General features: G+C 65.0%; 10 protein-coding genes. 6 read left to right on the top strand and 4 right to left on the bottom strand.

Annotation, left to right across the window (positions count from 1 at the left end; genetic code table 11):
• Positions 1-64 precede the first annotated feature (64 nt).
• From IPL75_08770 to IPL75_08750, 5 genes are all read left to right on the top strand, one after another.
• Entirely contained in the window at positions 65-1027 is a 963-nt protein-coding gene (locus IPL75_08770; protein MBK9240351.1) for an SDR family NAD(P)-dependent oxidoreductase, read from the top strand.
• Between the two features lie 90 nt (positions 1028-1117).
• Positions 1118-1666, top strand: a complete 549-nt coding sequence (locus IPL75_08765) for an RNA polymerase sigma factor (GenBank protein MBK9240350.1) — start codon at positions 1118-1120, stop codon at positions 1664-1666.
• Positions 1667-1676: 10 nt separating this feature from the next.
• A complete protein-coding gene (locus IPL75_08760) occupies positions 1677-2462 on the top strand; it encodes a hypothetical protein (protein MBK9240349.1) in 786 nt (261 codons plus the stop codon).
• Positions 2459-3898, top strand: coding sequence for a hypothetical protein (locus IPL75_08755; GenBank protein ID MBK9240348.1), 1440 nt, complete (start codon positions 2459-2461; stop codon positions 3896-3898). The genes IPL75_08760 and IPL75_08755 overlap by 4 nt, the downstream gene beginning before the upstream one ends.
• A gap of 93 nt (positions 3899-3991) precedes the next feature.
• On the top strand, positions 3992-4708 hold the full coding sequence (locus IPL75_08750) for a HEAT repeat domain-containing protein (protein MBK9240347.1): 717 nt from the start codon (positions 3992-3994) through the stop codon (positions 4706-4708).
• Here the strand turns inward: IPL75_08750 and IPL75_08745 are convergent.
• Genes IPL75_08745 through IPL75_08735 form a run of 3 tightly spaced genes read right to left on the bottom strand, consistent with a single transcriptional unit; the run spans position 4698 to position 9372 of the window.
• Positions 4698-6089: a hypothetical protein gene (locus IPL75_08745; GenBank protein MBK9240346.1), complete on the bottom strand. Its 1392-nt coding sequence runs from the start codon at positions 6087-6089 to the stop codon at positions 4698-4700. The genes IPL75_08750 and IPL75_08745 overlap by 11 nt on opposite strands.
• Positions 6070-6618 (bottom strand): DUF1566 domain-containing protein, encoded by a 549-nt coding sequence (locus IPL75_08740; protein ID MBK9240345.1) that lies wholly within the window; start codon positions 6616-6618, stop codon positions 6070-6072. The genes IPL75_08745 and IPL75_08740 overlap by 20 nt, the downstream gene beginning before the upstream one ends.
• A gap of 39 nt (positions 6619-6657) precedes the next feature.
• Positions 6658-9372 (bottom strand): protein kinase, encoded by a 2715-nt coding sequence (locus tag IPL75_08735; GenBank protein ID MBK9240344.1) that lies wholly within the window; start codon positions 9370-9372, stop codon positions 6658-6660.
• Between the two features lie 62 nt (positions 9373-9434).
• Here IPL75_08735 and IPL75_08730 point away from each other — a divergent pair, with 62 nt between their 5' ends.
• Positions 9435-12602 (top strand): glycosyl hydrolase, encoded by a 3168-nt coding sequence (locus IPL75_08730; GenBank protein MBK9240343.1) that lies wholly within the window; start codon positions 9435-9437, stop codon positions 12600-12602.
• On the opposite strand, the gene IPL75_08725 is transcribed toward IPL75_08730, so the two are convergent.
• Positions 12498-12842, bottom strand: coding sequence for a hypothetical protein (locus tag IPL75_08725; protein MBK9240342.1), 345 nt, complete (start codon positions 12840-12842; stop codon positions 12498-12500). The two genes, IPL75_08730 and IPL75_08725, sit on opposite strands and share 105 nt — an antisense overlap.
• Between the last annotated feature and the right edge of the window lie 48 nt (positions 12843-12890).

Raw genomic sequence — 12890 nt, 5'->3', positions numbered from 1 at the left:
GGGGTCCTGAGGAACTGAGGAACTGAGGAACTGAGGAACTGGGGAACTGAGTAGACTGCTGTCGATGCGGGTGTTGGTCACGGGCGGCACGGGGTACCTGGGGCAGGCGATTGTGCGCGCGCTGGTGGGGCGCGGACATGAGGCGGTGGTGTTCGCGCGTGGTGTGAAAACGACCTCTGAGGTCGTTTCCGATCGCCGGCCTACGGAAACGACCTCAGAGGTCGTTTTCATCTCCGGCGATGTGCGCGACCGCGACGCGGTCGTCGCAGCCGCACGCGGCTGCGACGCCCTCATCCACACCGCCGCCCTCGTCAGCGTCTGGCGCCCGAACCCGCGCGACTTCGACGACATCAACGTCGGCGGCCTGCACCACGCGGTGGAGGCCGTGCGGACGCACGGCCTCCGCCGCCTCGTCTACACCTCGTCGTTTCTGGCGTTGCCACCGGCGGGACGGAACGTCCCGCTGGTGGCCAACGACTACCAGCGCACCAAAGCCGCGGCGCGCCTGGTCGCAGGCCAGGCGCGCCGCGACGGCATCCCCATCGTCTCCATGTACCCCGGGGTGATCTATGGGCCGGGGCTGCTGTCGGAAGGCAACCTGATCGGCCGGATGTTCGCCGACCACATGGCCGGCCGGCTGCCGGGCCTGCTCGGGGCCGATCGGCTCTGGTCCTTCGCCTGGGTCGATGAAGTCGCCAACGCCCACGTCTCGGCCCTCGATCACCCGAATCCCGAACCTGGGTATCAGGTCGGAGGCCCCAACCTCCCCCAACAGCGCCCGTTTGAGCTCCTGCGCGATCTGCGCGGCACGGCCCTGCCCCGCCGGCTGCCCCTTTGGGCCGGCACACCCGCCGCCTGGCTGGACGAAACCCGCGCGAGGATGACGGGCCGCCCTCCTCAACTCACCCGCCCGACCCTTCAGATCTTCCGCCACGACTGGCCCCTGGACAGTTCCGCCGCCGAGCGCGACCTTGGTTACCGACAAAAGGACCTCGCTAAGGGCATTGGGCAAATGCTCAGTAGTTAGGAACTGGCGGAACTGACGAAACTGACGGAACTGGCGGACCCACGGACCCGAACTAACTGTTTGCCCTCCATTCCCGTCATAACGGAGCAGATGCAGCTGGATGATGCGGCCGCAGTCGTACGGGCCAGGGAAGGCGATCAGGACGCCTTCAGAGTGCTGGTCGAGCGGCACAGCCGAAGCCTGTATCGACTGGCGTTCCGAATGACGGGCAGAGCCGAAGACGCCGAAGACATCGTGCAGGAGACGTTCATCAAGGCCTACAAGCAGCTCAGCCGCTTTGAGGCTCGGGCCAACGTGTCCACGTGGCTCTACCGCATCGCGTTTAACTGCTCGGTGGATTTTCTCCGGGCGAGGCCGAAGCGGCAGGTGGTGGCAGACGACCACGTGCTGGAAGGGCTGACGGCGTCACCAAACGCCCCGAGCATGGATGACCTGGTATACGCGGGACAGATCGGCGACCAGCTGCAACTGGCACTGGGCGGCCTGTCGGGACAAGAGCGGGCGGCGTTCCTGATGCGGCACTACCACGGCTGTTCGATCGAGGAAATTGGCGACACGCTCGGTCTGAAGACAAACGCCACCAAGCATTCGATTTTCCGCGCCGTGCGAAAAATGCGGGTGGCGATGCAGGGGTTTTGAGATGGACGACATGACACACGACACACACCAGGACCACCCGAGCGAAGACGACCTCGTTCTGCTGTTTTACGGCGACACCGAGCCGGCCGAAGAGAAGGCGCTCACCGCTCATGTGGACGCGTGCGCCGTGTGCCAGCCGCTCTGGCAGGAAATCCGGATCACGCTCCGTGCCGTGGATGCCGCGGCTGTTCCCGAGCCGCCCGCCGACTTCGAACGGGTGATGTGGGCACGCGTCCAGCGCGAACTCGACGACCTCGTCGTCCCGTACACCCCGTGGTACCTGGTGCGCCGCTGGATCCCCGCCGGGGCGATGGCCGCAATCGTGGTGGCGCTGCTCATCGCGAACCGCAACTGGCCCGGCCCAGGCGGAGAGTCCACGGCGCCGACCACGGCCGAAGCGGCCACCAGCCAGCCCGAGCGCGCGTTGCTTGTGGCCATGGATGACCACCTCGAACGAAGCGAGCTGCTGCTGGTGGAAGTGATGAATGCGCCGGCCGATGAGGTGCTCCGGCCGGGCTTTGAACGTGGCACCGCCGACGACCTGCTCTGGTCCAGCCGGCTGTATCGCCAGACCGCCACGCACACCGGCAACGCGCAACTGGCGGCCATGTTGGAAGACCTCGAGGGTGTGCTGGTGGAAATTGCCCGTGCACCCGGTGAACTGAAACGGGCGGACCTGGACGCCCTGCGCGCTCGAATTGAACAGGACGACTTGATCTTCAAGGTGCGTGTCGTGACCGACGAAGTGCGCGAACGCCAGAAAACCATTGTGACTGCTACTGAGGGAGACCTATGAAACGACTACTGATGATTGCTGCGGTGTTGGTGATTCCGGCGTCCGGATTTGCGCAGGTGGCCAGGCCGCCCGTGCCTCCGGTGCCGGCTGCCCCCCCTGCCCCGCCAACGGCGCCGGCCATTGCGCCGCTGCCACCCATGGCCGGCTTGTTGGGCGACGAGATGCTCATCGCCCAGGACGCCCTGGCTCACGCCCGCACAGCGTTTGATCAGCAGCGTCTGTCGCTCGACGAACATCGGCTCAGCCTCGACGGCATGCGGTTCGACATGGACATGGCGCGCAACTTCGAGATGCAGGAGGCGTGGTCGTTGACCACAGCCGGGGGCAGTGCCTACGACTCGGGCATCAGTCTCTTGCTGCGCCGCGACTACGAACGCGCCATCGGGCGATTCGACCAGGTCATCACACAGAAGGCGGCCAGGACCGATGCCGCGCTGTACCACAAGGCCTACGCGCTGTATCGGCTCGGCCGCAGCAGCGATGCCACGGCGGCGCTGTCAACGCTCAAGAAGGACCACGCGAAGAGCGCCTATCTGAAGGATGCCGGTGTGCTTGAAGCGGCCGTGCGCCAGTCGGCTGGCCAGGCCGAACGCCCCGAACAAGCCGCCGATGAAGAGTTGAAGATGCTGGCGCTGAACGCCCTGCAGCACTCGGATCCCGAGCGCGCGCTTCCGCTGATCGAGGGCGTGCTGACTGGCGCCAACTCCCTGCAGCTGAAACAGCGGGCGATCTTCGTGCTCGCACAGAGTTCGCAGCCCCGGGCACGCCAGATCCTCATGGACATTGCCAAGGGCGGCGCCAACCCCGACCTGCAGAAGTACGCGATCCGCTATGTCGCCACCGGCGGCAAACGCGGCGCCACCAGCGCCGAGTTGCGTGAGATCTACGACACGACCCAGGACGTCGAGATCAAGAAGGCCGTGCTTCAGGCGTGGGGACAGTCTGGAAACATGGTGGCGCTGATGGAGGTGGCCAGCGGCCCAGGCGTGATTGACCTGCGTCAGTCGGCGGTCGGCCAGATGACCAACGCCGGCGCCGCGCAGGACCTGTGGACGGTCTACCAGAAGGAACAGAACCGCGACCTGAAGATGAGCATCCTCTCGCGCCTGGGCTCGCTTGGCGCCGCCGACCGTCTCAGCGAAGTCGCCCGGGGTGAACGTGATGTGGAACTGCGCCGACGCGCCCTTCGCAGCCTCGGCAGCATGCGCGCTGACAAGTCGGGCGCCATCCTCGCGGACCTTTACAGCCGCGAAGAGGACGTGGAAAACAAGAAGACCATTGTCTCGGCCCTGATGAGTCAGAACAACGGCGAGGCGCTGGTCACGATCGCACGCAAGGAAACGAACATGACGCTCAAACGCGACATCGTGTCCAAGCTCTCGACCATGAGCCGCAACAAGGCGGCCATGGACTACATGCTGGAAATCATCAAATAGTCCAGGGCTTGCCCGCCCCCCCCCCCGCGCCCCCGGGGCGCCCCCCGGCCCGGGGTCCAGGAGTCCAGGAGTCCAGGAGTCCAGGAGTCACTAATGCACAAAATGTTGATGACGGGCTCACTGGTCGTGGTTGCTGCCGTCGTTGCGGCGCAGACGCCCCAGATTCAAAACGCCCAGGTGAAAACGCAGGCGGTCACGTCGCTGTCGCGCGACGTGGCCGCGCTCGCCGCACAGGCCACCACGCCGCAGTGGGTGGCCTGGCAGGTGCCCATGTCGGACGGAGAGCGGAATTTGTGCTGCTTCTACTCCGATGACGCCATGTCGAGCGGGGTCCGCGGCTGTCGCATCGAGCCGCAGGCCACCGACGCGCCGCCCACCCCTCCCCAGTTCCCCGCGCCCACCGGGCCTGTGCGCCTTGAGGCGGGCACGCAGGTGACGATCTTCGTGCGATTGGTGGAGAAACGCATCGAACGCATGCGCGCGCTGACGGATGATTGCCCGGTGGACGCCGGCGGCCTGTCACTTCACTGGCTGACGGGCGTCTCTGGTGCCGACAGCGTGGCGTGGCTGAAGGCTCGTGCCGTTGACGAAACGATGGAGGTGGACGTGAAGAGCCGAATCGCGAGCGCGGCCGTGAGGGCCATCACACTGCACCGCGACCCAAGTGCTGTGGCAACGCTCATCGAATTTGCCCGCTCGACCCCGCTCACGCCCACCGCCACAAGCGTGCGGCGCGAGGCGATGAACGGCTTGGGCCAGTCGCGAGACCCGCGCGCCCTGCAGTTCCTTCAGTCGGTCATTACGAAGTAGGCGCGCGCGAACGGTTCGTACGGGCGTTTCGGTAGGGCAGCCGGGCGATCACGGTCAACCCCTTGCCCTGCACGCTCGTGATGCTCTGGATCGTCCAGAGGTCCTCAAGGTTGTCGCCGTCGACGACGCTGCCGCTATAGTCGCCCCAGGAAGTGCCGTCGGTGGCGCCAAGGCCTTCGCCGAGCCGGACGATGTCGCGGACGGTGCCCCGCGGATCGTCGGCGAACCGATAGGCCAGGCGCGGGCTGATGAACATGTCCGCATGGGTTTCCTGAAAGCCGATCAGCACGTCGTGACTCTTGTTCACCGCAATCGAGGTCTGGATGTAGTTCGTCGTGCTGCCCCGGATGAGGCCTGTCTGGACGATGGTCCCGTCGAGCGTGAGCTGGTGCCATTGGACCGCCGCGCGGCCCTCGTCATTGATCGTCTGTGAGAACCAGAGGAACCCGCCCTGGAGCACAACATTCTTCGGGTTGCGATCGCCAGACGCCGTCTTCACCGCCGTGCCCTTCTGCGGGGCCTGAGGCGGGGAGGAGATATTCGTCAGGTTGTGCGCCTTCCGCGCCGCCGGCATGATGACCGGCGTGCCGTCCTGGCCCTCGGTGATCCGGCTGATCACGAAGTCGCCTCGCTCGATCCTGAAGAAGTAGAGGTCGTCAACCGGGTCCTGTGAGAACACGGGCTGGCCGAGACTCCCTTTGAAGTGGAAGACCGTCGCCGGTTTTCCCGCCTTCGCCTCGGCGGTGCGGACAACCAGGGTGTTCTCGTCACCGCCAGGGAACGTGTAGCCAATCCACTTCCGGCTGAATCCAATCCCCCCGCCGTCCACTTCGTTGGGCGACGGAATGGGATAGGTATTCCAGGCACCGCGCGGATCGCTGGTCTCCGAGATGGACAGGTTAATGGGCTTTACCTGCGGCTTGTCCCAGTAGTACCAGAGGTCGAAACCGAAGACCTTGTTGTGGGGATCGTAGAACATCTTGGGATCGATCCCGCCGTTGAAGCAGGCCTGCGAGGCACCCTGCACGAACTCACCCTGCTTTGTGTAGATGATGAGCCCGGTGTTGGTCCCCGTGAGCACGTAGCCGCCGCCGACGGCCAGTTGCGGATCGACCTGGCGGTTACCGTCCGTCGCGCCGTCGAAGACCAGATAACCAGAGACCAGCCGGGGGTTGCCGCCCTGCTTCTTCTCGGGGCACGTCCCGCGATCGTTGAAGGAGTCCTTTCGCTTCGGGGCAATCACCTCGACCCGGGAAGGCGGCTGGATGCCGGGGGCCGTCTCTGGCTGGACCTGGGTCGTCTGGCCGGCAGCCGGCATCAGGAGGATGGCGCAGCCGAGCGCAACGCCCCAGGCGAGGCGGTTAGAAGGTCCGGACGGCACGCACGCGAATCTCATAGAACTTGTCGTAGAGAGTGTACTGAAAACCATTGGCGAAGTTCTGGGGCCAGGCATTGTTCACGTCCGCCTCGCTGGACGTCCAGTAGCGCTGCTCGGCAAACCCGGTGATCGCGCGCTTGTTGTCGTAGATGCGGTCCAGTTCATCTTTGCTTGGCAGGTACCAGTCCCTGTATCCGCCGATCTCCAGATCGGCACACAGTCTGGCCGCATAGTTCCCCGGGCCCTGCACGGCCACAATGGCTGCTGTGTTGGCCTTGCCGGTGCCCAGGGCCGTACCCGTGGCGCCCGTCACTACATAGCGTCCGTTGTACCAGGGAACGGCCGTGGCTTGATCGCTCGGCGCGACGATCAACCCGTGGGTAACCCCCTCGACGTAACCGGGGTCTCCAGGCGCAAAGATGTAGCCGATGATGCCTCCTTGATGGGGCTGCCCCACCTTCAGCGCACCAGTTGCGGCAGACTGCGGGCTGACGAGCATCAGCCCGAGCGCAAGTGTGATCAGGGTGGTCATCGGCACAGGCGGCTGCCAGTCATCACGATGGGAGCCGCGCTACTTCCCGCCGGCCATCTTCTGTTTCAGGAACTCGAACCAGTTGAGCACCACGCGCAGCTCGTTGGTCTTCGTCTTGTCAATGACGGGCCGAATCCTGACGAACCGGTCGCCACCTGTGGCGATGTCGATCACCTGGCTAACGTCGGTGTCAGGGGCCAGCATCAGCACCGGCTTCCCAAGTTGGCCGTTGGCGGCAAGATCGACCCTCCAGATGCCGCCGCTCTCGCGGGTGCCGGAGTAGAAGATCGTGCGACTGTTGGCGGCCCATACGGGCCGGGCGCCCCCGTTGATGGATACTTGCACGCGGCTGTCAGTCACGTTGGGGAACGGGCGCAGGAACACCTGGCCCCCCCCACCGGACCCGACCCTCACCGTGTAGGCGAGCCAACGGCCGTCTGGAGAGACCCGCCCGTCCTCCGACCCGTCTGGATCAGCGACCAGGCGTTTCGGTGACGGTGTCCCGTCGAGATTCAGGATCTGAACCTCGGTTCTTACGCCGGCGTTGGTCCGTAAAAGCAGCGATCGTCCGTCAGGCGTCGCGCCTGTCGGGGTCAAGGTGACATTGTCCTTCTCGACCAGTATCAGCTCGGGCGAACCCCCGCCTGCGGCCGAGACGCGGGACAGCCCGAAGCCGCGGCCCCCTCGGGAATAGCTACGGTAATAGACGAAGCGGCTATCGCTGCTCCACACAGGCGCCGAGCCGAACTCGTCGGGCGGCGTGAGGCGGCTGAGCGTTCCGCGCGTCAAGTCGTACACATGGATGCTCGACTCCCCACCGTCAGTCAGGGTCACGACAGCGCGAGTGCCGTCGGGCGACAACTTGAAGTCCTGGTATCCACGCTCAGGCGCGGACATCGGCGTCTCGACGCCGTGCTGATCAATCCAGGCGAGCGACCTCACTGTGACCGATCCTCCGGCGATGTACGTCAGCACCCCGGCGTTCGACACCTCAACGTCGGCGCCTCCTGACGAGGGCTTGACGACCGTGTCCTCAATCACTCGCACAGCCTCGCCGCGAAACTCGCAAGCGACCGGATCGAATGGTGCGGCGAACACCCCACGGTCGGTCACGAAGAGCAGGTGAGTTGTCGCGGCCAGTCGCGGGTAGGACGCACCCTGCTTGATCACACGCACGTTGCGGGTGGCCAGGTCCAGGACGGCGATGTCTCGCTGAAGCTCGAGGGCCCCTTGCGTTGAAACTCGGGAGACGGTGAACACCACGTGCCTGCCATCCGGCATCATCGCCGGCCACTGGTGATCGACCTCGCCGGCCGCTGTATCTGGTTTTGTCAGTACCTCCGGGTCCCCGCCCTCGGCAGACACCCGCAGCAGACCACTCTCCCAGGCCGTGCTTGCGAACACGATGGTGTTGTCGCGGCCCCACGAGGCGCCGCGAAGATTGCCCTGGACTGTCGCGATCTCGAGCGGCGCCCCGCCCGTCGGCGCCACTTTCATCAGGCGGGCGCCCCCGCCGCTGCTGGACGCCGCAAAGTATCCCAGCCACTGGTCATCGGGGGAAAAAAACGGCGACCGTGGCTGGGTCCCGAGGTTCGTGAGCGGCAGGTCGGCGAACTGGTCAAGCGACCTGACCACGAGCGTTTTTCCGACGACCCCAATGGCGTACACAATCCGACGGCCGTCATTCGAGATCGCCAGAGCGGGTTGGTTGACGTTGACCTGCAACACTTCCCCTAGCGGCGGCGCCAGGGCGAAAGCGATCGGCTGTGCCGGCGCAGGCGTCCGTACGCGCCAGACGACAAATCCGGTAAGGGCGGACGCGGCGATCACGGCGACAGCCGCGATCAGCATCGTGCGCGACCGGTTCGGCGCAACGGCGGCAGTCGCTGCCGGCGCATCATCGCTGCCCGGCGCCATCGCGTCGGCGATTTCAAGTCTCGCCGTGGCCATGGAGTCCAGGCGATCGGCACGGTCCTTCTCCAGGCATCGCCGCAGCAATCGGCGAATCGCCGCCGGTGTCTCAGGGGGCACTCCGTCGAGCGGCAAGGTGTCTTTCAGTACCGACGCCAGCACATCCGACACCTCGCTGCCGGGATACGCGCGACGGCCCGACAACATTTCGTAGAGGACGACGCCGAAGGCCCACACGTCGGCTCGCCTGTCGACGGCTTTCCCGCGCGCCTGCTCCGGGCTCATGTACGCCGCCGTGCCGATGATCATCCCAAAGGCCGTGGCCGGACTCGTCATCGTCGGCGAATTTGCGATTGAACCGGAGGCGTCACCTGAGCCGCCCGGGCGGGCCAATCCGAAGTCGAGCACCTTGACCGTTCCGTCCGGCCGCACTTTCACGTTGGCCGGTTTCAGGTCGCGATGCACGATGCCCTGTTCGTGCGCAGCTTCGAGAGCACTCGCAATCTGGCGCGCGGTCTTCAGCGCGTCAACCAGCGGCACCGGGCCGCGCGCGAGCAACTCAGAGAGGTCCTCACCCTCCACGAGTTCCATGACGATGGCGCTGCCTTCAATTCCGTAAATGCCGGCGATGTTCGGATGATTCAACGAGGCGAGCGTGCGGGCCTCGCGTTCGAAGCGCGCCACCCGGTCGGCGTCAGTGAGGAACGCCTCGGGCAGAATCTTGATCGCGGCGTCGCGGCCCAGCCGCGCATCGCGCGCGCGATACACCTCACCCATGCCCCCGGCGCCCAGGGGGCCGACCACTTCGTAGCTACCGATGCGCGTTCCCGGAGGGAGTCCCATGAGCCGCCAATCGTAGATCGGTTTCACACGTTTTCCGCTATGCTTCTCTGTTGGAGGAGCACATGGCTCTGGTTATCCGTCGTCCCCATTCTGTTGTTGCCGGTGTCACGCTGGCGTTGGTCCTGGCTGGTGTGTGGTCGCTGCCGGTTTCGGTCGGTGGAGCGGCGCGAGTGATGGCCGCGCAGGCTGCGTCCGGCCTTCCCCCATATCTGAACCTGTTTCAGTGGCGAGGCATCGGACCTGATCGTGGCGGGCGATCACTGGCCGTGTCCGGTGTGGTAGGCCGGCCGAACGAAGGCTACTTTGGTGCGGTGGGAGGTGGCTTATGGAAGACCACCGACCGCGGTGAGACCTGGGCTCCGGTGACCGACGGCCAGGTGGGCACCTCGTCCGTCGGTGCCGTGGCCGTGTCGGAGTCGAATCCCGACATCGTCTATCTCGGCATGGGCGAGACGTGCATCCGCGGCAACATCATGTCGGGCGACGGCGTCTACAAGTCCACCGATGCCGGCAAGACTTGGACGCACATCGGCTTCCGCGACGCGAGGAACATCTCCAAGATTCGTATCCACCCGAAGAACCCTGACATCGTTTACGTAGCGGCCTTTGGTCACCATGGGGGGCCGAACGAAGAACGCGGCGTCTACAAGAGCACGGATGGCGGCAAGACGTGGAAGCGCACGCTCTTCCGCGACAACAAGACGGCGGCCATCGACCTCTCGATGGATCCGAAGAATCCGAATGTCATCTTCGCCGCGATGTGGGAGGCCTTCCGGCTCGAGTACACGATGTCGAGTGGCGGCCCCGGCAGCGGCCTGTTCAAGTCCATCGATGGCGGCGAGACCTGGACGGAAATCACGCGCGCACCGGGCATGCCCACTGGGCTGATCGGCCGCGTTGGCGTGTCGGTGTCCGGCGCGGATTCCAACCGCATCTACGCCCTCGTTGAAAACGCCAACGGCGGCCTGTTCAGTTCGAGCGACGCGGGTGCCTCGTGGACGCTCGTCAACAGCAGCCGCAACATCCGCCAGCGCGCGTTCTATTACACACACGTCACGGCCGATGTGGCCGATGCCAATACCGTCTATCTGCTGAACGTCGGCACGTTCAAGTCCACCGACGGCGGCAAGACGATGACGAGTTTTGCGGGCGGTGACTCGCACGACCTCTGGATCGATCCCGCCGATCCGAAACACATCCTGCACGCAAGCGACAGCGGTGGCGCGGTGACCTACACGGGTGGCAACCCTTTCACCGCGCGTGACTATCCGACGCCGCAGTATTACCACGTGGTCACCACAAAACACTTTCCGTATCACGTCTGCGGCGCACAGCAGGACGGCAATACCGTCTGCCTGCCCAATGAGGCTGGAGGCGGAGGCGGGCGTGGTGGCCGTGCGGGCGGCGCGCCGGTGGATACGACGTACAACCCCGGCGGCTTTGAACCGGGGTACATCGCCCCGGATCCCAAGGACCCCGACGCGTTTTTTGCCGGCGCGGTGAACGGCAGCTGGCTTCAGTACACGAATCGACGCACAGGCCAGCAGCGCGAGGTGCACCCCTATCCGCGCATGTTCTCTGGTGAACCATCCAGCGCGCTGGTGGAACGCATCCAGTGGACGTTCCCGATCATCTTTTCGCCGGTGGATACGCGTGTCCTCTACACGGCGACGCAGCACGTCTGGCGCACCACGAACAATGGCCAGAAGTGGGACCGCATCAGCGAGGACCTGACGCGCCACGATCCCAAGACGATGGGACACTCTGGCGGTCCGATTACCGGAGACATGAACGGTCCCGAGGTCTATGCCACGGTGTTTACCCTGGCACCCGGCAAGACGGACGCGAACATTCTCTGGGCCGGATCAGACGACGGGTTGATTCATGTCACACGTGATGGCGGCAAGACCTGGACAAACGTCACCCCGAAGGACATGCCGGACTTTGGCCGCGTCAGCCTCATCGACGCCTCGTCATTCGCACCTGGCACGGCCTACGCCGCAGTGAAGCGGCCCCTGCTCGACGACTTCAAGCCGTACATTTTCCGCACGCATGACTTCGGCCGCACGTGGACGAAGATCGTCAACGGCATCACGGATTCCGAGTATGTCAACGCCGTCCGCGAGGATCCAAAACGCAAAGGCCTGCTCTATGCGGCCACGTTCAAGGGCGTCTACCTGTCCTATGACGATGGCGCCACATGGCAGTCGCTCTCGCTGAACCTGCCGAGCCTGCCGGTGTCGGACTTGATCGTGGAGGCTCGCGATCTGGTGATCTCCACACACGGGCGCGGGTTCTATGTCCTGGATGACATCGCGCCGATTCGTCAGTTCAGTCCAGCCGTGCCGTCCGCCTCTCCGGCCTATCTGTTTGCACCCGAGGATGCCATCCGATCCACGAACGGCGCGCAGATCAAGTACTGGGTCAATGGTCCGGTCACGAGCCTCACGCTTGAGGTGCTCGATAAGACCGGTGCGGTGGTGCGGACGTTTGCAGGCGCCGCAGGCGGAGCGGCCGCTGCCGCGCCAGCGGCAGGCCGCGGCGGCGGTCGCGGCGGCGGTGGTGCGGTCAACGCACCGATGGCGCAAGGCATACAGAGCGTGACGTGGGATCTGCGGTATCCGCCAGCCACCAGCTTCCCGGGGATGATTCTCTGGGGCGGCGGGGTGCAGGGGCCCGCAGCGGCGCCGGGTGCGTATCAGGTGCGGATGACCGTGAATGGCGTGACGCAAACGCAGCCGTTCCTGGTCAAGCGGCATCCCCTCCACATCGACGAAACCGATGCGGATCTGCAGGAGCAGTTCGACCTGGCCATTCGTATTCGCGACAAGACCAGTGAGGCCAATCAGGCGGTCATCGATATCCGCCGGGTCAAGGCGGACGTGGCGGACCGCTTGACGAAGTCACCCGATCCGAAACTGAAGGCGGCGGCCGACGCTCTGGTCTCCGGCCTGAGCGAAGTGGAAGGCGAGATTTACCAGGTGAAGAACCAGGCCGGCCAGGACCCGCTCAACTTCCCCATCAAGGTGAACAACCGGCTGGCATCGTTGGGGTCGATGGTCAACAGCGGCGATGGCAAGCCGATCGGAAATGCGGCTCCAATCCTGGCAGCGCTCAGTGCTGAATTAAAGGTGCTGACCGACAATCTCGATCGCATCCTCACGAAAGACCTCGCGGCGTTTAATGCGGAAGCTGCGCGCCTGAAGCTGGAGCCGGTGAAGGGCCGCTAGGCGGAACTGGCGGAACTGGCGGAACTGGCGGAACTGGCGGAACTGGCGGAACTGGCGGAACTGGCGGAACTGGCGGAACTGGCGGAACTGGCGGAACTGGCGGAACTGGCGGAACTGGCGGAACTGGCGGAACTGGCGGAACTGGCGGAACTGGCGGAACTGGCGGAACTGGCGGAACTGGCTCTGATTGTGTTGCGGAAACTGCGATGTCAAGGGGGTGCCCCCGCGCAGTTTCTGCAAGGGTCTTCTCGGAATGTGCAGTTTGCCCAGCTCGGTGACGCGGAACGG

Source organism: Acidobacteriota bacterium (assembly GCA_016716905.1).
Lineage (GTDB): Bacteria > Acidobacteriota > Vicinamibacteria > Vicinamibacterales > SCN-69-37 > SYFT01.
Note: the sequence above shows the minus strand (reverse complement) of the source record. Positions and strands in the feature narration are given on the sequence as shown.